At 75.3% G+C, this 17666-nt stretch carries 21 protein-coding genes and 1 pseudogene; 9 read left to right on the top strand and 13 right to left on the bottom strand.

All coding sequences use genetic code 11. The annotated features are described in order from the left end of the window. Positions 1-6: 6 nt before the first annotated feature. Entirely contained in the window at positions 7-855 is an 849-nt protein-coding gene (locus tag KVT14_RS01490) for a nitrilase-related carbon-nitrogen hydrolase (RefSeq protein WP_217614043.1), read from the bottom strand. A gap of 202 nt (positions 856-1057) precedes the next feature. Between KVT14_RS01490 and KVT14_RS01485 the strand changes: the two genes are divergently transcribed. From KVT14_RS01485 to KVT14_RS01460, 6 genes are all read left to right on the top strand, one after another. Beyond that, entirely contained in the window at positions 1058-2605 is a 1548-nt protein-coding gene (locus KVT14_RS01485) for a PLP-dependent aminotransferase family protein (RefSeq protein ID WP_217614042.1), read from the top strand. Between the two features lie 670 nt (positions 2606-3275). Continuing rightward, entirely contained in the window at positions 3276-4223 is a 948-nt protein-coding gene (locus KVT14_RS22190) for a putative F420-0 ABC transporter substrate-binding protein (RefSeq protein ID WP_254630233.1), read from the top strand. A 131-nt stretch (positions 4224-4354) separates the two neighbouring features. Further along, positions 4355-5368 (top strand): putative F420-0 ABC transporter permease subunit, encoded by a 1014-nt coding sequence (locus KVT14_RS01475; protein ID WP_308160816.1) that lies wholly within the window; start codon positions 4355-4357, stop codon positions 5366-5368. Next, complete coding sequence (locus tag KVT14_RS01470) at positions 5359-6177, top strand: putative F420-0 ABC transporter ATP-binding protein (RefSeq protein ID WP_217614039.1); 819 nt, start codon at positions 5359-5361, stop codon at positions 6175-6177. The genes KVT14_RS01475 and KVT14_RS01470 overlap by 10 nt, the downstream gene beginning before the upstream one ends. Then, complete coding sequence (cofD, locus tag KVT14_RS01465) at positions 6174-7205, top strand: 2-phospho-L-lactate transferase (protein ID WP_217614038.1); 1032 nt, start codon at positions 6174-6176, stop codon at positions 7203-7205. The genes KVT14_RS01470 and cofD overlap by 4 nt, the downstream gene beginning before the upstream one ends. A 128-nt stretch (positions 7206-7333) precedes the next feature. Continuing rightward, a complete protein-coding gene (locus tag KVT14_RS01460) occupies positions 7334-7669 on the top strand; it encodes a hypothetical protein (protein WP_217614037.1) in 336 nt (111 codons plus the stop codon). 12 nt (positions 7670-7681) lie between these two features. Here the strand turns inward: KVT14_RS01460 and cofC are convergent, their stop codons facing one another. Beyond that, a complete protein-coding gene (gene cofC, locus KVT14_RS01455; RefSeq protein ID WP_217614036.1) occupies positions 7682-8356 on the bottom strand; it encodes a 2-phospho-L-lactate guanylyltransferase in 675 nt (224 codons plus the stop codon). A gap of 158 nt (positions 8357-8514) precedes the next feature. Beyond that, positions 8515-8721, bottom strand: a complete 207-nt coding sequence (locus tag KVT14_RS01450) for a hypothetical protein (RefSeq protein ID WP_217614035.1) — start codon at positions 8719-8721, stop codon at positions 8515-8517. Positions 8722-9063: 342 nt separating this feature from the next. Between KVT14_RS01450 and KVT14_RS01445 the strand changes: the two genes are divergently transcribed. Further along, a complete protein-coding gene (locus tag KVT14_RS01445) occupies positions 9064-9261 on the top strand; it encodes a hypothetical protein (RefSeq protein ID WP_217614034.1) in 198 nt (65 codons plus the stop codon). Positions 9262-9274: 13 nt separating this feature from the next. Here KVT14_RS01445 and KVT14_RS01440 read toward each other — a convergent pair whose 3' ends face one another. Beyond that, the gene (locus KVT14_RS01440) at positions 9275-9838 is read right to left on the bottom strand and encodes a hypothetical protein (protein ID WP_217614033.1); all 564 of its coding nucleotides are present in this window, start codon (positions 9836-9838) and stop codon (positions 9275-9277) included. A 116-nt stretch (positions 9839-9954) separates the two neighbouring features. Here KVT14_RS01440 and KVT14_RS01435 point away from each other — a divergent pair, with 116 nt between their 5' ends. Next, positions 9955-10527: an HhH-GPD-type base excision DNA repair protein gene (locus KVT14_RS01435; protein ID WP_217614032.1), complete on the top strand. Its 573-nt coding sequence runs from the start codon at positions 9955-9957 to the stop codon at positions 10525-10527. Between the two features lie 133 nt (positions 10528-10660). Here the strand turns inward: KVT14_RS01435 and KVT14_RS01430 are convergent, their stop codons facing one another. Together KVT14_RS01430 and KVT14_RS01425 are read right to left on the bottom strand one after the other, a co-directional pair. Beyond that, complete coding sequence (locus KVT14_RS01430) at positions 10661-11419, bottom strand: NAD(P)H-binding protein (RefSeq protein WP_217614031.1); 759 nt, start codon at positions 11417-11419, stop codon at positions 10661-10663. A gap of 98 nt (positions 11420-11517) precedes the next feature. Continuing rightward, a complete protein-coding gene (locus tag KVT14_RS01425; protein WP_217614030.1) occupies positions 11518-11910 on the bottom strand; it encodes a hypothetical protein in 393 nt (130 codons plus the stop codon). A 161-nt stretch (positions 11911-12071) separates the two neighbouring features. Between KVT14_RS01425 and KVT14_RS01420 the strand changes: the two genes are divergently transcribed. Continuing rightward, positions 12072-12452: a YbjQ family protein gene (locus tag KVT14_RS01420; protein WP_166943435.1), complete on the top strand. Its 381-nt coding sequence runs from the start codon at positions 12072-12074 to the stop codon at positions 12450-12452. Positions 12453-12499: 47 nt separating this feature from the next. Here the strand turns inward: KVT14_RS01420 and KVT14_RS01415 are convergent, their stop codons facing one another. The 7 genes and pseudogenes from KVT14_RS01415 to KVT14_RS01390 form a co-directional block, all read right to left on the bottom strand. Continuing rightward, positions 12500-13099 (bottom strand): AAA family ATPase, encoded by a 600-nt coding sequence (locus KVT14_RS01415; RefSeq protein WP_217614029.1) that lies wholly within the window; start codon positions 13097-13099, stop codon positions 12500-12502. 9 nt (positions 13100-13108) lie between these two features. Next, positions 13109-13372, bottom strand: a complete 264-nt coding sequence (locus tag KVT14_RS01410; protein WP_217614028.1) for a hypothetical protein — start codon at positions 13370-13372, stop codon at positions 13109-13111. Positions 13373-13386: 14 nt separating this feature from the next. Continuing rightward, positions 13387-13755 (bottom strand): 3-oxoacyl-[acyl-carrier-protein] synthase III C-terminal domain-containing protein, encoded by a 369-nt coding sequence (locus KVT14_RS22185; RefSeq protein WP_306795676.1) that lies wholly within the window; start codon positions 13753-13755, stop codon positions 13387-13389. A gap of 147 nt (positions 13756-13902) precedes the next feature. Continuing rightward, positions 13903-14234 (bottom strand): annotated as a pseudogene (locus KVT14_RS23095) (3-oxoacyl-ACP synthase); the annotation flags it as partial. A gap of 160 nt (positions 14235-14394) precedes the next feature. Next, entirely contained in the window at positions 14395-15096 is a 702-nt protein-coding gene (locus KVT14_RS01400; RefSeq protein ID WP_217614026.1) for an AAA family ATPase, read from the bottom strand. Positions 15097-15169: 73 nt separating this feature from the next. Further along, complete coding sequence (locus KVT14_RS01395; protein WP_217614025.1) at positions 15170-16147, bottom strand: AvrD family protein; 978 nt, start codon at positions 16145-16147, stop codon at positions 15170-15172. Then, complete coding sequence (locus tag KVT14_RS01390; RefSeq protein ID WP_217614024.1) at positions 16144-17616, bottom strand: MFS transporter; 1473 nt, start codon at positions 17614-17616, stop codon at positions 16144-16146. Before KVT14_RS01390 ends, KVT14_RS01395 begins: the two co-directional genes overlap by 4 nt. Positions 17617-17666: the final 50 nt, after the last annotated feature.

Raw genomic sequence — 17666 nt, 5'->3', positions numbered from 1 at the left:
CTCCGCTCACGGCGCCACGATGGGCCCGTAGGCGTCCGGCCGGCGGTCGCGGAAGAACTGCCACCGCTCGCGGGTCGTGCGGATGACGTCCAGGTCGAGGTCGCGGATCAGCAGCTGGTTCTCGGTCGTCGAGCCGACCTCGCCCACGTAGTTGCCGTCCGGACCGACCGCGTACGACGAGCCATAGAAGTTCACCGCCTCGTCGCCGTACTCGTTGTCCTCGAGCCCGACGCGGTTGTTCGCGATGACGTAGTACCCGTTCGCGATCGCCGCCGCCGGCTGCTCGACCGCCCACAGCTTGTTCGAGATGCCGGGGGCGGTGGCGTTCGGGTTGAACACGATCTCCGCGCCGTTCAGCGCGAGCACCCGCCAGCCTTCCGGGAAGTGCCGGTCGTAGCAGATGTTCACGCCGATCTTCCCGACCGCGGTCTCGAACACCGGGTAGCCCTGGTTGCCGGGCCGGAAGTAGAACTTCTCCCAGAACTTCGGCAGGTGCGGGATGTGGTGCTTGCGGTACGTGCCGAGCAGGGTGCCGTCCGCGTCGATGACCGCCGCGGTGTTGTAGAGCACCCCCGGCTGGTCCTCCTCGTAGATGGGCAGCACGATCACGATGCCCAGCTCCTTGGCCAGCGCGCTGAACCGGTCGGTGGTCGGGCCCGGGACCGTCTCGGCGTACTCGTAGTACTTCGTGTCCTGCGTGATGCCGAAGTACGGGCCGTAGAACAGCTCCTGGAAGCCGATGACCTGCGCGCCCTCGGCCGCGGCCTTGCGCGTCCAGTCCTCGTGCAGCTGGATCATCGACTCCTTGTCGCCGGTCCAGGTGGCCTGGGTGAAGGCGACGCGCACGACTGACATGAGGGACCTCCGCAGTGGGTGATGCCGGGTGCTGGGACCGGGCCGCGAGGGCCCGATGGGAATGTGACTGTGGGGGTTGAACATTTCTGCGGCGTTTCTGCCCGTAACGACCCCGAGAACGTCGATGACGGGGCTGTAAACACTGCGGCGCCGGGGTCCGGGGCAGGCCGTGCGGGGGTCGCGCGGGGGCACGATGACGCCCATGGACGTGGCCCAGCACGTGGAGGACCGCAGTCCCCGGGGGATCGCCGCCGCCGTCTCGCGCCTGGTGCGCAGCGGCGACCTGCGGCCGGGCGACCGCCTGCCCACCGTCCGGCGGCTCGCCGCCGACCTGGGGGTGAGCCCCGCGACGGTCAGCGGGGCGTGGCAGGCGCTGGCCGCCGTCGGGCTGGTGGCGTCGCGCGGGCGGGCGGGGACGGTCGTGCTGCCGGAGCCGGCGTCGTGGCTGCCGCCGCGGTACCGGGACCTCGCGGCGGGCGGGCGGTCGGACACCGGGGCGGGGCTGCCCGGGGCCGGGTTCGGAGGGGTCGGGGCCGGGGTCGGGGCCGGGGTCGGGGTCGGCACGCCGGGACCGGCGTCCGCCGGGAAGCCGCGGGTCCACCCGGACGCTCCCGGCGCGCCGTCGGGACCGCCGTCCGCGCCCCTCGCGCCGACCCGCCGCCCGGGCCCGCCGATCGACCTGTCCGCCGGCACCCCCGACCCCGCGCTGCTGCCCCCGCTGGGGCGCGCGCTGGCCCGGGTCGCCGCGGCCACCCCCGCGGCGGGCACCGGGTCCTACCTGGGCGCGCCCGTCGTCGAGCCGCTGGAGCGCCTGCTCCGCGCGTCCTGGCCGTTCACGCCGCAGCGGGTCACGGTCGTCGACGGCGCGGTGGACGCGATGAGCCGGACGCTGGAGCAGCTCGCGGGGTTCGGCGACCGGGTCGTCGTCGAGGACCCGTCGTTCCCGCCGATCTTCGACCTGTGCGACCAGCTCGGCCTCGAGCGCGTGCCGGTGCCGCTCGACCGCCAGGGCCTGCGCCCGGACGCCCTCGCGGCGGCCCTGCGCACCGGCGCGGAGGTGGTCGTCCTGCAACCGCGCGCGCACAACCCCACCGGCGTCTCGATGACGTCGACCCGGGCCCGGGAGCTCGCGGCGGTGGTCCGGAGGCACCTGGCGGCGACGCCCGGCGCGGGGCTGACGATCGTCGAGGACGACCACTCCGGCGAGATCGCGTCGTCCGCCGACGTGTCGCTCGGCAGCCACCTGCCGGACCGCGTCGTGCACGTGCGGTCGTACTCCAAGTCGCACGGTCCGGACCTGCGGATCGCCGCCGTCGGCGGGCCGGCCGCGGTGCTGGACCGGGTGGTCGCGCGCCGGATGCTCGGGCCGGGCTGGACCAGTCGCCTGCTGCAGCACGTGCTCGCCGACCTGCTCGACGACGGCGAGGCGCTGGCGGCCGTGGCTCAGGCCCGCCGGACCTACTACGCGCGGCAGCGGGCGCTGACCACGGCGCTCGCCGAGCGCGGCGTCGAGGTGCAGCCGGGCGACGGGATCAACCTGTGGGTGCCGGTGGCCGACGAGGCGACCGCGCTGGTCCGGCTGGCGGCGGCGGGGATCCGCGTGGCGCCGGGCCGGCCGTTCCGCGCGGGCGAGGTCGCCGACGACGCGGTCGGCTCGGGCCACGTCCGCATCACGGTCGGCGCCCTGGCGGGCGGCCCGGACGAGGTCGCCCGCGTCGCGACGGCCCTGGCCCTGGCCGCGGGCGCGTAGCGCCGCGCGCACCCCGGCGCGCCGCACCTCCTCCCTCGCGCCCCCTCGCCGCGCCCCCGCCGAGATGGCAACTCTCGGCTGCAGCGCGCAGCGTCCGCACAGCCGAGAGTTGCCGTCTCGGCGAGGTGGTGTCGCCGAGTCTCCACATGAGGCCTCTGCGGCGGCGCCGGCGTGCAGGCCGGAAGTGGAGACTCAGCGCGGCGCGGGCGGCGCGGGCGGCGCGCGCGGCGTGTGCGGCGTGTGCGGCGTGTGCGGCGTGCGCGGGTGGCGCGCAGAGCGCGGCGGGGCGCGCCACGCGGTCGCGTGCGGGCGTAGGGTGGTCGCGGACCAGGCCGGATGTGGCCTGGGTGTCGTCGCCCGCGCATGGGCGGCGCGGCCACCGGGCGCGACGTGCACCCTCCCCCGGCCCGCAGCGGCGGACGCCCTCCGGCGTCGCCCACGGGTCCGTCTCCCCCAGCGTCCACCGTCGGACCGTGCGTCCGACGCGGGCGCCCGGACCGCCGACGACGTCGCCGCGGCCCCGCCCGCCCGCGCCGTCGCCGCATCCCGTCAGGAGCCCCACCCCGTGCGCAGCACCCCTCGCACCACCCCCCGCACCGGCACCCCGGCCCGGCGCGCCCGCGCCGCCCGCCTCGTCCTCGTCGCGCCCGCCGTCCTCGCCGTCGCGGCCCTGGCCGCCTGCGCCGGCGGCACCGCCTCCGCGGACGGCACCTCCCCCGCCGCGAGCGCGTCCGCGGACGGCTTCACCCCCGTCACCCTCGACAACTGCGGCACCGAGGTCACCGTCGACAGCCCGCCGGAGCGCGTCGTCGCGATCAAGTCGACCTCGATCGAGATGCTGCTCGCTCTCGGCCTGGAGGACCGGCTGGTCGGCACGGCGTTCGCCGACGGCCCCGTGCCCGAGGAGTACGCCGCCGCCTACGACGCGGTCCCCGTGCTGTCCGACAAGGTCCCCGGACAGGAGGCGCTGCTGGAGGTGCAGCCCGACTTCGTCTACGCGGGCTGGGAGTCGAACTTCTCCGACGACGGCGCCGGCGAGCGCTCCGCCCTGCAGGGCCTCGGCATCGGCACCTACGTCTCCCCCGCCGCGTGCAAGGGGGACGGGTACATGCCGGACCCGCTGACCTTCGACGGCCTGTTCGACGAGATCCGCGAGATCGCCTCGGTGTTCGGCGTCGAGGACCGCGCCGAGGACCTGATCGCCGACCAGCAGGCCGCGCTCGACGCCGTCGAGCCCCCGGCCGAGGAGACCACCGCGCTCTGGTACTCGTCGGGCACGGACACCCCGTACGTCGGCGCGGGCATCGGCGCGCCCCAGATGATGATGGACGCCGCCGGGCTGACCAACATCTTCGCGGACGTGCACGACACCTGGACGTCGGCCGGCTGGGAGCAGGTCGTCGCGGCCGACCCCGACGTCATCGTGCTGGTCGACGCCACCTGGAACACCGCCGAGAGCAAGATCGCGATGCTCGAGGGCAACCCGGCCACCAGCCAGCTCACCGCCGTCAAGGAGCACCGCTACCTGACGGTGCCGTTCCCCGCGGCCGAGGCGGGCGTCCGGAACGCCGACGCCGTGGTGAGCCTGTCCGAGCAGCTCGCGGACCTGGAGGGCTGACCGCACCGATGACGACCACCGCGCCCCCGGGTGGACGACCCGGCCGGACACGCCGTCGGCGTGCCGGTCAGGATCGTCCGCTCGACGCGCGCGCCGCCCCCGGGAACCGGCCCCCGTGGCGGCCGCCGCTGGTGCCCACGCTGCTCGTGGGCCTCGCGCTGCTCGTCGCCACCGTGCTCGTGTGCGTGACGATCGGCCCGGCGGACATCGCGGTCGCCGACGTCGCACGGAGCATCGCCGGCCACCTCGGGCTCGGCCCGGCGGCGGGCGCGGACGGCGGGGTGCCGGTCCTGACCGACGCGATCGTCTGGGAGCTGCGGCTGCCGCGGGTGCTCACGGGCGCGGCGGTCGGCGCGGGCCTGGCCCTCGCGGGCGCGGTGATGCAGAGCCTGACCCGCAACCCGCTCGCCGACCCGTACCTGCTCGGGCTGTCGTCGGGCGCGTCGCTCGGAGCGGTGGCGGTGCTCGTCGTCGGCGTGGGCCTGCTGCTGCCGGTCGCGGCGTTCGCCGGCGCGCTCGCCGCGCTCGTGGCGACGCTGAGCCTGGCCCGGGTCGGCGGCGTGCTGACGCCCGGGCGCGCGGTGCTGGCCGGCCTCGCGGTGTCGCAGCTCGCCGCCGCGGGGACGTCGTTCGTCATCTTCTGGTCGGCGACCGGCGACTCCTACCGGGAGATCCTCAACTGGCTGCTCGGCTCGCTCGCCGGGTCGACCTGGCAGAGCGTGGCGATCGCGGCCGGGGCGCTGGTACTCGTCGGCACGGTGCTGGTCGCCTCCGCCGTCCGGCTCGACGCGTTCGCGTTCGGCGACACCGCCGCGGCGGCCCTCGGCATCCACGTCGACCGGACCCGCTGGGTGCTGATGACCCTGGTCGCGCTGCTGACCGGGGCGATGGTGGCGGTGAGCGGGTCGATCGGGTTCGTCGGCCTGGTGCTCCCCCACGCCGTGTCCGCGCTCACCGGCCCGGCGCACCGGCGGCTGCTGCCGGTCGCCGCCGTCGTCGGCGCGATCTTCCTGGTCTGGGCGGACACGGGGGCCCGCACGCTGTTCGACCCGCGGGAGCTGCCGGTCGGCATCGTCACGGCGCTGATCGGCGTGCCGGTGTTCGCGGTGCTGCTGCGGCGCGGGAGGGGGTCGGCGTGGACCTGAGCATCGCGGGCGTCGGCACCCGGCTGGGCGGCCGGTGGGTCGTCGACGGCGTGGACGCCACCCCGCCGCCCGGCGCGCTGACCGGCCTGCTCGGGCCGAACGGCGCCGGCAAGACCACCCTGCTGCGGCTGATCGCCGGCCTGCTCGACCCCGAGGCCGGCGCCGTGCTGCTCGACGACGTCCCCGTGCACACCGTGCCGAGGCGCGAGCGCGCCCGCCGGGTCGCCCTGCTCGAGCAGGAGTCGTCGTCGACCGTCCCGCTCACCGTCCGCGAGGTCGTCGCGCTCGGCCGGATCCCGTACCGGACGCTGTGGGGCGCCGACGCCGACGAGGCCGCCGCCGACCGCGCGCTCGCCGCCGCCGACGCCGCGCACCTGGCCGACCGGGCGTGGTCCGCGCTGTCCGGCGGCGAGCGGCAGCGGGTGCACATCGCCCGCGCGCTCGCGCAGGAGCCCGACCTGCTGCTGCTCGACGAGCCCACCAACCACCTCGACGTCAGCGCCCAGCTGTCGCTGCTGGCGTTCGTCCGCGACCTCGGCCGCACCACGGTCGCCGCGCTGCACGACCTCAACCTGGCCGCCGCGTACTGCGCGCACGTGCTCGTGCTGGCCGAGGGCCGGCTGGTCGCGGCCGGCGACCCGCGCGAGGTGCTCACCGCCGACCTGGTCCGCGCGGTCTACGGCGTCGACTGCGCCGTGCTGACCCACCCGCGGACGGGGCGGCCGGTGATCGCGTTCGGCGACCCGGTGCCGGACGCCCCCGACTCCCGCACCCCCCGGCCCGAGCCGGTCCCCGAAGGAGCACGATGAGGATCACCGTCCTGTCCGGCGGCGTCGGCGGCGCCCGGTTCACCCGCGGCCTGCTCGCCCTGCTGCGCGACCGGCTTCCCGACGGCCGCGGCGGCAGCACCGCCGAGGTCACCGTGATCGCCAACACCGGCGACGACATGTGGCTGCACGGCGTCCGTGTCTGCCCGGACCTCGACACCCTCATGTACACGCTCGGGGGCGCCGTGCACGAGGAGCAGGGCTGGGGCCGGCGCGAGGAGACCAGCCGGGTCAGCACCGACCTCGCCGCGTACGGCGTCGGCTGGGACTGGTTCACCCTCGGCGACCTCGACCTCGCCACCCACCTCGCCCGGAGCCAGTGGCTCCGCGAGGGCCGCACGCTGTCCGAGGCCACCGCGCTGCTGACACGCCGGTGGGGCCTCGCCGAGCAGGGGGTGCGGCTGCTGCCCATGGCGGACGAGCCGGTCGAGACGCACGTCGTCGTCGCCGACCCCGACGGCGACCCGGGAGCCGAGCGGACGATCCACTTCGAGGAGTGGTGGGTCCGGCACCGCGCCGCGCTGCCCGCGCTGCGGTTCGTGCAGGTCGGGCTCGACTCCGCGCAGGCGGCGCCCGGCGTGCTGGACGCGATCGCGTCGGCCGACGTCGTGGTCGTCCCGCCGTCGAACCCCGTCGTGTCGGTGTCGACGATCCTGGCCGTGCCGGGGGTCCGCGCGGCGCTCGCCGCGACCGCGGCCCCGGTGGTGGGCGTGTCCCCGATCGTCGGGGGCGCGCCGGTGCGCGGGATGGCGGCGCAGTGCCTGGCGACGATCGGCGTCGAGGCGACGGCCGAGGCGGTCGCGCGGTACTACGGGCGCCGCGACGACGTCGCACGCACCGGTGCCGACGCCGGGGTGCTGGACGCGTGGCTGGTGGACACGGTCGACGCCGAGGCCGCGGAGAAGCTGGCCGCGGACGGCTGGCGCACGGCGGCTGCGCCGACGCTGATGACGGACGTGCCGGCGACGACGCGGATCGCGGCGGAGGCGCTGGCGCTCGTCGGGCTCTGACGCGCCCGGGCGGCGAGCCGGTCACCGCGCCGGGGCGCGCCTGTAAGGACGGACCCGCCGAACCGCCCTCGCGCGGCCGAGCGCCCCGCTACCGTCGACGCGAGAGCACCACGGACCCGGGAGGCGGCATGCGACGGCGGAGGGCGGCGGTGCGGGCGGCGGTGACGGCCGGCGGGATCGCGGCTCTCGTGCTGGTGTTCGCCGACGGCCTCCCCCGGATCCCGGTCGTCGCGGAGCCCGGACCGTGGACCGTCGTCGCCGGCCCGGACGTCGCCGGCGACGCCGCGGCCTGCTGGGACGACCCGGCCATGCTCTCGGCGATCACACCTGCGGTCTGGCCGCCGGCGCCCGTCACCGTGCAGCTGGTGGAGGGCGCGACGCGCGATGACGCGCAGCGGGTCGTGGCGTGCCTGGCCGACCGAGCGGGGTACTCGCCGATCACCGTGCTGGGGCCCGAGGACTGACGCGAAGGGCTCTCAGCCCAGCGGCCCCAGCCGCCGGAGCAGCGCCCCTGTCCGCCCGCCGACCCCGCGCGCGACGAGCGCCGCCAGGTCCGCCGGCACGTCGACGTCGTGCCGCAGCGTCGCGTCCGCGGGCAGCTCGATCTCGGCGTGCCCGAGCGCCCGGTGAGCCGCCGCCGACCCGCCGCCGAACGCCGGCCGCAGCGCCGCCCCCGCCCGGGCGGTGAGCAGCGTCGTCCCCGTGCCCTCGGCGTCCGGCAGCACCGCGAGCGGGTGCGCCTCCGCGGCCGCGAGCGCCGCGTCGAGCTCGGCCGGGTCGAGCCCGGGCAGGTCGCCCAGCAGCACCCCGACGTGCGCGGTCGGCGCCTCACCGCGGGCGGCGGCCACCCCGGCGGACACGGCCCGGTCGAGCGACGCCCAGCCGCCCGCGGCGTCCTCGGGCGCCGGCGGCGGCTCGGGCAGCACGCGCACCCGCGGCAGCGCGGCCGCAGCCGACGTCACCTCGGGATCGGCGGTCACCACCACGACCCGTGCGACGCGCGGGCTCGCGAGCACCGCCTCGACCGTGTCCAGGGCCATCGCCCGCACCAGCGCGGCCCGCGCCCGCGGCTCCAGCACGTCGGCCAGCCGGGTCTTGCCGCGCCGCGCGTCCTTCACCGGGACGACCAGGACCCACCGACCGAGCAGCACGGACGCACCCTACGCGGGGCCGCGGCCCGGCGGCGCGCGCGTCCGCCGCCGGCGACCGGGTGCCGACGAGCGCGTGCCGGCGGGCGCCCGTCCTCGGACGCGCCCGCACGGCGTCGTCGGCCCGGCCACGCTCGCCCCCGGCACCGGCCCCCGCGCCGTCAGCCGCGACGCCGGTCCAGCGCCGCGTCGATCTCCGCCCGCCGGCCGGTGACGAGCGCGTCGAACGCCTCGCCGGGCAGCGGCCGGTCGACGGTGAACCGGATGCCGCCCTTGGTGGCGTCGAACCCGTCGAGCGTCGCCAGCACCGCGGCCGTGACGTCCGAGCTGAACGGGTACGCCGTGCACCCGCGCGGTCCGACCGCCACCGCCACGAGCGGCCGCCCCGGTGGCGGTACGCGGCCATGCCGTAGCTCGTGCCCTGCTCGGCGTCGGGCACGAGCGCCGGCACCCGGTCGAGCAGCCCGGCGACGACCGCCCGCTCCGGGTCGGGCAGCGCCGCGACGTACTCCGTGACCTCGGTCATGGGTGCTCTCCCTCTTCCGCGCGGGCCGTCCTCCCCCGATCCTGGCAAAGCGCGTCCGCCGGGTCAGCCCCTCGCGATCACCCGGATGCGCGCTCCACCCGAGCGGTGCGTCGCCGATGGGTGGGGGGACAGGATGTCGACGGGCCGGGCAGGAGGCGGGGCGATGAGCGTGCGGCAACGCGTCATGTCCGTGCTCACTATCGCGGGCTGCCTGTTCGGGGTCGTCGGCATCCCGCTGGGCTGGGGCGCGCACGAGCCCGCGCGGTTCTGCGCCACCGCAGCGGACTGCCCGGACCTGCGCTGGTCGACGGTCCTCGGCGACCCGGGCGCGGTCGACACGGCCGTCCCGCCGGTGGCGGCCGCCGCGCCCGCCGCTCCCTGAGGGCCCCGGGCCCTCAGCAGTCGGTGTGCCCCGTCGCGCACCACTGGTGCCCGACGTCGACCACCAGCCGCGACCCGGCGCCCGGGCCGGCCAGCACGAACGCCCGGAACGGCAGCCGCGCGCGCACGCCGAGCCCGACCGTCGACACGCCCTCGAAGCTCCCCGCCCAGGCCACCTGCCGGAACGTCCGGTAGCCCGCGGTGCTCACGAGGTCGGTGCCGACGCCGACGAAGAACGCGTCGGTCGGGACGACGTTCACCCGCGCGACGACCTCGAGCCGCGCCCCGCCGCGGACCGGGACCACGGCGCCGGAGCCGTCGGCCGTGACCTGGTCGACGTACCGCACCGACCACGCGGTGAGCGGCCGGTCCACGTCCAGCACGAGCCGGTCGTAGCAGTCGTGCCGGCCCGCGCGCACGTTCGTGAGCTGGCCGGCCGACATGCCCGGGACGCCCTTCGCGAGCGAGCCCCAGACCTGGCCGCAGTAGGGATGGGCCGACGCCGCGGGTGCCGTGAGCACGGCGACCCCGAGCAGCAGCGAGAGGACGGACAGCAGGGCGAGCAGTCGGCGGCGCATGGCGGTACCCCCTCGTACCCCGTCCACGGTCCGCCCGCGCCGCCGCCCGGTCAACGCCCCGTGGCACCCGCGGCGGGTGAGATCGGCCGCGCGCGGCGCTCGGGCACAATGGCGCGATGACCCTCTGGCTGACCGGCGACGCCGACGCGGACCGCCTGCTCGACTCCGACCCGTTCGCCCTGCTCGTCGGGATGCTCCTCGACCAGCAGGTCACGATGGAGTCGGCGTTCGCGGGCCCGGCCAAGATCGAGCAGCGCATGGGCGGGTTCGACGTCCGGCGCATCGCCGAGGCCGACCCCGACGAGTTCACCGCGCTGTGCGCCACTCCCCCGGCCGTGCACCGGTTCCCCGGGTCGATGGCGGGCCGCATCCAGGCGGTCGCCCGCGCTGTGGTCGACGACTACGACGGCGACGTGACCCGGATCTGGGTCGACGGCGACCCGGACGGCGCGCTCGTGCTGAAGCGGCTCAAGGCGCTGCCCGGGTTCGGCGACCAGAAGGCCCGCATCTTCCTGGCGCTGCTCGCCAAGCAGCGCGGGGTGACCCCCGCCGGCTGGCAGGAGGCGGCGGGCGCCTACGCCGACGACGTGCCGCGGTCGATCGCCGACGTGCGCGACCCGGAGTCACTGCGCCGGGTCCGGGAGACCAAGCAGGCCGCGAAGGCCGCCGCGCGGGCCGCCAAGGCCTGACGCCGGGGAGCGCGCCCGGCCCCGCCTGCCGCCGAGGGGGTACTCGACGCGTCGAGCGAGTACTCGCCGACTGCTCGCTCGACGCGTCGACTGCTCGCTCGACGCACGAGGCTGCCGGGGCGGGGCGCGCGGGTCAGACGTCTCGGGTCGGCGAGCGCAGCCAGTCGTCGAACGTCAGGCGCCCCCGGAGCGCGTCGGGGCCGCCGCGGAGGGCCCCCGACGCCAGGCCCGCGCCGTACCCGCCGGGCAGCCGCACCTCCAGCACCCGGCGCCCCGTGCGGTCGTGCGCGGACAGGCGGCGGATCATCCCCGCCAGGGTGTCGTCCGCGGGACCGACCAGGTCGGGGGCGCGGTCGACCGGCCCACCCTCGGCTACCTCGACGAGGTGCTCAGCGACCTCGGCCGCCGCCACGGGGCGGGTCAGCGTCCGCGGCGCGAGCGTCACCGGCCCGAGCGACGCCCGCGCGACGATCTGCCCCGCGAACTCGTGGAACTGCGCTGCGCGCACGATCGAGTGCGGGACCGACGCGGCGGCCACCAGCCGCTCCTGCGCCAGCTTGCCCGCGTAGTACGACGCGTCGATCCCGTCGACGCCGACGATCGACAGCGCGACGTGGTGCCGCACCCCGGCGCGCTCCTCCGCGGCGAGCAGCCGGCGCGTCGTCGCCTCGAAGAACGCGACCGCGCGCCGCGCCGACAGCGTCGTCGTGCTGAGCACGTCGACCACCACGTCGGCCCCGGCGAGCGCGGCGTCCACCGCGGTGTCGGGACCGCCGGCGACGTCGACGCCCGCTCCCCTGCTCAGGACGGCGACGTCGTGCCCCCGCTCGGCCGCGACGCGGGCCACGTGCCGCCCGACCACCCCGGTCCCGCCGCAGACGGCGATCCTCATCTCTCGCTCCTCGTGCTCGTGCTCGCGCACGGCGGGTGCCGCGCGTCGCCCTGTCGACGACGCAGCGCACCTGGGTGTGAGGTCTCCCCGGCGGCTACCTAGCCCGCGAGCCCCTTCGGCACCGACAGCCCGAGCAGCCGCAGCAGCCGGACCACCGTCTCCTCGACGAACGTGTCCTCCGGCTCCTCGCCCTCGATCGCCATGAGCCGCCGGACCTCGTTCGGCTGCACGTCGAGCGCGCCCACCGACTCGGCCCACGTGGCGAAGGCCTCCGCCTCGGCCTCGATGTCGACCGGCTCGCTCTCGGCCGGGTCGTCGTACAGGTCGCGCGGCTGGAACCCGAGGTAGAACCGGCCCAGGCCCTCCGGGGCCGGCCGGTAGTCGATGACCGCGATGTCGCTGTCCTGGACCTCGATCGCCAGGCTCGGGGTGGCCGCGAGGTCGCCGCCCCACCGACCGTCGCCGTACTGGAACTTCTCGGACGTGCCCAACCCGGGCCTCCCTCTCGTCGTGCCCCCGCCGTCGTCACCGCGCCCGCGGGCCCGGCGTCGCGATGCTAGCCGCGCCCGGGTGGGTGGCGGCGCACCCGGCGCCCGGGTGATCCTGCGCGCCGGGTTCGCGGCCCACCGGCCGGTGCTGGCACGATCGCCGCATGATCGTGGTGACCAGCAACGAGATCCCCGGCTACCGCATCCAGGCGGTGCTCGGCGAGGTCATGGGCCTGACCGTGCGCTCGACCAACATCGGGGCCAACTTCACGGCGGGCTTCCGCTCGATCGGCGGCGGCGAGATCCCCGAGTACACCAAGATCATGTACGAGTCCCGGCACGAGGTGATGCGCCGCATGACCGAGGAGGCCGCCCAGCGCGGGGCGAACGCGATCGTCGCGATGCGGTTCGACACCGACTCCATCGGGCAGTTCAGCGAGGTGTGCGCCTACGGCACCGCGGTGATCGCCGAGCCGATCCCGGCGGGCGAGCCGGGCGCGACGGGGCAGTCGGCGCAGATCGCGGGGCAGCAGCCGGGGCGGTGACCTGCGTGAGTCGGGACGACCCGCCCAACTCAGCTGTTCGCGCGCAGTCATCCACCAGGCGTCACCACCACCGAGCTGACAACCGCACGGGCGCGCGCGGTCGTCGTCCCCTCGGCTCGCACGAGTCGCGCACCGGTCCTCGCGAGCACGGCCGCCGTGATGCTGTCCAGCTGGCGCTGGAACTCCACCGTGATCGGCGCCCCGGACGGCAGCGTGTGCTCGACCGGGACCCGTACGACGAGGTCGTAGCGATGGCCCATCTGCTGTCCCATCTCCGCGAGGGCGCAGGCGGCGAGGCGTCCGACCGCTGCTGCCTGGCGACGCTCATCCGGGTGGCGCCCATCGCCGGTCGGTCTGCGCAGCGTCCAACGTGCGAGCGTCAGGAGGTAGACCCATTCGTGCAGCACCGAGCCGTCGGAGATGAACGCAGCACCGAGCACGGCTTGACCACGGACGCGCTCCTCGTGCCGGCGCAACGTGAGCTGGAAGGTCTGCGCCAGGCTGCACCGCTCCAGCGGAAGGGGCCGTCCCCGGACCGGGTCTGCCATCGGGCCGACGGGCACCACCGGCCAGCCGGTGATCCGGCTGAGCGCGCGCGAGAGCGTGGTCTTGCCCGCGCCGTAGGCGCCGACGACGGCGATCCGCACCGTTGCTCCTCACGCCTGCGGTCGCTCGGCGACCAGCCGCGCGTGGACGAGCTCGCCCGCCCGACGCAGGGTGCCCGCGGTGCGGAGCTCCCAGTCGTGGACGAGGACGCCGTACTCGCGTGTCGCGACGACGGCGGCCTCGGCCAGGACGAGCGAGTCGATGTCCGCGTGGTCGAAGGGCTCGTCGAGCGAGAGGGTCCGCGGGACCTCGGGGATGTCCCGGACGATGCGTGCTCCGATCGTGGCGGCGTCGGGGATGGTGGTGGGCGTCATGGTCGTCCTCGTTCTCAGCCCTCATCGGGCGACGGCGTGGTCGGCGGCCGCTCGGGCCAGGTCAGGGTCGTCGCGCCCCAGGTGGTGCCGCCGCCGAAGGCGGCGAGCACGATCCGGTCTCCAGGACGGAACCGGTGGGCGTGGTGCGTCAGCGCCATCGGGATCGACGCTGCCGAGGTGTTCCCGTACCGGTCCAGGTCACGCACGACGCGGTCCTCGCTCAGGCCGAGGGCGCGCGCGACCGCGGACAGGATCCGCTGGTTGGCCTGGTGAGCCACGAGCCACGGCGAGTCCGCCGTGCTCCAGCCCGCGATCGCCAGCGCCTCGGTTGCCGCGCCGGTGAGTCGGGTGACGGCGGCAGCGAACACCTCGCGCCCGGCCATCGCGAGGTACCGCTCACTCGGCCGGGTATCGAGCGAGAGCGGGACACGGGCTCCGCCGGCCGGGACGATGATGTGCCGGTACGTCGAGCCGTCGGCACCGAGGACGACCTCTCCGAGGACGCCGTCGACCGTGGTGGTCGCGCGTTCGACCACGACCGCACCGGCGCCGTCGCCGAACAGCACGCGTGTCGCCCGGTCGACGGGGTCGACGAGGTCGGTGAGCGGTCAGCGCCGATGACGAGTACTCGGCGGGCGGAACCGGCGAGCACCGCGTCGCGCGCGCTGCCCAACGCGTACAGGAAACCCGAGCAGACGGCAGCCACGTCGTGCGCCGGGACTGCTCCGAGACCGAGCTGGTGCGCCACCCACGGTGCGGTCGCAGGGCACCGGTGATCGGGGGTCGAAGTCGCCAGCACCACCCGGTCGACCTCTGCGATGCCCGCCGCCGCGAGGGCCTGGCTCGCCGCGCGCACCGCCATGTCCCCGGTGGTGGTCGCCTCGTCGGCCCAGCGGCGTTCGCGGATGCCGGTCCTGGTCGTGATCCAGGTGTCGGTGGTGTCGAGCGTCCGCCCCAGGTCCGCGTTGGTGACGACTCGGGGTGGGGCGTACGCGCCCCATCCCGCGAGCACCGCCCGGGGACTAGGCATGGGTGGCCGCACGTTCGAGCTCGCTGCGCGTGTCGATCGCCGCGTACTCCGCAGCGGCTCGTCGCACCGCCTCGTCCAGGCTGAGAACGCGCGGCAGCCCGAAGTGCTCGGTGATCGCGACGAGCCGGTCCCCGACGCTCCCTCCTGCGGTGAAGGTCGGGATCCCGAGCGCGTCCACCTGCTCCTGGATCATGGTGTCGGCGAGCACCCGGAACCGCTCGTTGACCGGCCGGTGGCCGTCCTCGACCATCGCGAACTCGACCGGGAGGCGCACGAAGGCGTCGTAACCCGCCTGCGCGTGCTGCTTCGCGGGGACGCCGAGCTGGGTGATCACGTCCTCGAAGAAGCCCAGCTCGGGCGTGCGCTCCACGTCGGCGAGAGTCGCGGTCGCCGATGGGTTGATCCCGACGAGGACGCGCACCGTGCCGTAGATCCACTCGTGCAACGACGAGCCGTCGGAGATGAAGCGGTCGCCGAGATGCGACTCGTTGACGGCTCGTTCGGTGTTGCGGCGGGTGATGAGCATGAGGATCTCGGCCCCGGTGCACTCTTCGAGGGTCTTGCCGGGAACCGAGATCGGAAGCAGCTCGCGCATGGTCATCGCGGCGCTACGCGGGATCCCGGTGTAGTGCGACAACGCCATGGTGGTCAGCGTCTTGCCGGTCGAGTACGTACCGGAGACTGCGAGTCTCATGCGGGTCCTCTCGCTGGTCGAGTGCGGTTCGGGCGGGCGGATCGAGCGACACCCCGGAGGTGCGTGCAGCTGCTCACGGGTCGGGCGGGCCGAGGCGGTGCGCGACCGCCACACGCGTCCGGTACGGTCCGAGCTCGCCGACGACGTCGGCCAGCCGCCAGGTCTCGCCGCCGCGTTCCACGAGCCTGGCGCGCTCGAGCGCGACCCGGACCGGGACCGGATCGATCCGTGCGGGGAGTGCTCGATCGGTGCAGATCTCGGTCCGACGCATCCAGAGGGTGCTGCTGGATCCGCGCTCGACGGAGTCGAGGTCGTAGAGCACCACCTGGCCGAGCTGCAGCGCCGCGACGAAGACGTCGACCAGGGTGTACGCCGGCTGCGCCTGGGACTCGAGGCCTCGCCGGACGGCGTCCGCGGCTGGTGACACGAGCGAGGACGTGGCGAAGGCGACGTCCCGGTCCACACATACGTCCGTCAGCTGCTGCGAGCGCGCGGCGAGGCCTCTCCCGTAGGGACCACTCCATGGCGTCGCGAAGCTTCGTGCCGGGGCGGCGAGATCGGCCGTGCCCTGGGGCCTGGTGACGGACCCCGTGGTGGTCATGGAACCGATCTGTGCGGTGAACTCTGCCGCACTCTCGCCGGCACTGCCCCGCAGCTCCACGGTGATCGGGAACTCTCCCAGGTCGTCCTCCATCGGTTCGCCGGCCGCTCGGACGCCCAGGTCCGTGATCAGCGCGGCCGCCGCGGTCGCCGCGTCGAACCGGGCGGTGAGGAGAGCGCCGACGCCCTGAGCGGTCAGGGCCACGGCGTCGGTGGTCGCGAGGTGCGGGCGCTGCTGCTGCCCGTGCTTCACCGACCACGCATGCCCGATCGCGATGCTCCCCGACGCGGACAGCCGCGAGGCGGTCGTGTCGTGAGTGACCGCGATGTTCCAGAGCCTCGGCCTCGTGCGGCGGTAGCCCTCGCCGAAGAAGCGCAGCGAGGCAGGGCCGAGCACGTCGTCGATCGACGAGTACCGCGCGGGCAGTTCCTCGGCGGTCCGGCCGTTCACCGGCCGGCCTCAGTGGCGGAGCCGACCCGACGCAGGTCGCGGGCCGAAGACCCTCCGCCCTTCGGCGGCGTCGGCAGCGGGCCTCGGTACAGGGCCGCCACCAGCCCGGCGACCACCAGCAGTACCACCCCGCTCACGACGAGTCCGGCCTGGACGCCCGCGAGCTTCTCGCCGGCGCTCGCGACGGCGGAGACGCCCGCTCCGATGGCGACCGCGGCGAGGACGGGAGTGCCGAGGGTGAACGCGACCTGCTGTGTCATCGCGGTCAGCCCGGTGGCGAGACCTTGCTCGGAGTCAGGCAGCCCTGAGGTGACCGCGACCGTGTAGGAGACGATCACCAGGACGTGCCCGAAGCCGCCGATGGCGGTCATCACCAGGATGAGCCCGTACCCGAACCTGAAGTCGTGCCCGAGCGCGAGGAACGTCAGGACGGTCACCGCCTGCGTCAGGAGTCCGCCGACCATGGTGGCGCGCGCGCCGACCCGGTTGATCACCCGGGCGGCGACGAGCCCGCCTGTGAACGCGCCTGCGCCGAGGACGGTGAAGGCGATGCCGGTCTGGAGCGCGGACGCCCCCAGGACCTGCTGCAGGTAGATGGTGAGCAGGAAGACCTTGCCGCTCTCCATCGAGAACGTCGCCAGGCCTCCCAGGTTGCCCAGAGCGACCGAACGGCCTCTGAGGATCGTCACGGCCGCCAGCGGGTGCGGCGATCGAGACTCGATCACCCAGAAGGCGACTGCGAGCACGGCCGCTCCGGCCAGCAGGGCGAGCGTGGTCCCGGCGGCCCACCCGTGCTCCTCCGCCCGCGCCAGCCCCAGCACGAGGGTCAGCAGGGCACCCGTGAGGGTGACGGCGCCCGGGACGTCGAGCCGCTGCCGCGACGGTTCGGAGGAGTTCCGGATGACGAAGGGCGCCACCGCGAGGACGGCCAGGCCGACCGGCACGTTGATGAGGAAGGTGAACCGCCAGCCGAAGAGCTCCGTCAGCACCCCACCGAGGACGGAACCCGCGGCGAAACCCAGCGACAGCAACGCCCCGTTGAGGCCGAGCGCACGATTACGTGCCGGCCCCTCGCGGAAGGACGTCGTGAGCAGGGCGAGCGCCGACGGCGTCGTGATGGCGGTGGCGACGCCCTGCAGGACGCGGGCGAGGTAGATGACTTCGGCGCTGTTCGCCAGGCCGCCGACCAACGACCCGCCGGTCAGGAGCGCCATCCCGATGAGGAAGAGCCGCTTGCGGCCGTAGTAGTCACCGATGCGCCCCATCAGCAGCATGAGACCGGCAGCGGAGAGCGCGAACAGCGTGACGATCCAGGTCAGCGCCCCCGGGCCCATGTTCAGCTCGGCGCCGATGACCGGCAGGGCTACGGTCACGATCGAGAAGTCGAGCGCGAACATGAACTGGGCGGCCAGCAGTACGACCAGCACGAGGACGTCGCCCCGCGTCAGGCGTGGTGTGGTGGTGGACATGCGTTCACCGTCGACCCGGCTGCCCCTGGGATCCAGAGTCCCTCGGAGGT

It is taken from the genome of Cellulomonas sp. GbtcB1, assembly GCF_019091725.1.
In the GTDB taxonomy this organism is placed as follows: Bacteria; Actinomycetota; Actinomycetes; order Actinomycetales; family Cellulomonadaceae; genus Cellulomonas.
The sequence above is the reverse complement of the archived record's forward strand: the minus strand, read 5'-3'. Positions and strand labels throughout refer to the sequence as shown.

Coding starts and splice junctions, on each gene's coding strand:
- KVT14_RS01445 (WP_217614034.1), top strand. CDS start 9,064: ATGTCCGTGCTCACTATCGCGGGCTGCCTGTTCGGGGTCGTCGGCATC.
- cofD (WP_217614038.1), top strand. CDS start 6,174: ATGAGGATCACCGTCCTGTCCGGCGGCGTCGGCGGCGCCCGGTTCACC.
- KVT14_RS01435 (WP_217614032.1), top strand. CDS start 9,955: ATGACCCTCTGGCTGACCGGCGACGCCGACGCGGACCGCCTGCTCGAC.
- KVT14_RS01460 (WP_217614037.1), top strand. CDS start 7,334: ATGCGACGGCGGAGGGCGGCGGTGCGGGCGGCGGTGACGGCCGGCGGG.
- KVT14_RS01485 (WP_217614042.1), top strand. CDS start 1,058: ATGGACGTGGCCCAGCACGTGGAGGACCGCAGTCCCCGGGGGATCGCC.
- KVT14_RS01490 (WP_217614043.1), bottom strand. CDS start 855: ATGTCAGTCGTGCGCGTCGCCTTCACCCAGGCCACCTGGACCGGCGAC.
- KVT14_RS01390 (WP_217614024.1), bottom strand. CDS start 17,616: ATGTCCACCACCACACCACGCCTGACGCGGGGCGACGTCCTCGTGCTG.
- KVT14_RS01420 (WP_166943435.1), top strand. CDS start 12,072: ATGATCGTGGTGACCAGCAACGAGATCCCCGGCTACCGCATCCAGGCG.
- KVT14_RS01430 (WP_217614031.1), bottom strand. CDS start 11,419: ATGAGGATCGCCGTCTGCGGCGGGACCGGGGTGGTCGGGCGGCACGTG.
- KVT14_RS22185 (WP_306795676.1), bottom strand. CDS start 13,755: ATGGCCGGGCGCGAGGTGTTCGCTGCCGCCGTCACCCGACTCACCGGC.
- KVT14_RS01400 (WP_217614026.1), bottom strand. CDS start 15,096: ATGAGACTCGCAGTCTCCGGTACGTACTCGACCGGCAAGACGCTGACC.
- KVT14_RS01410 (WP_217614028.1), bottom strand. CDS start 13,372: ATGACGCCCACCACCATCCCCGACGCCGCCACGATCGGAGCACGCATC.
- KVT14_RS01440 (WP_217614033.1), bottom strand. CDS start 9,838: ATGCGCCGCCGACTGCTCGCCCTGCTGTCCGTCCTCTCGCTGCTGCTC.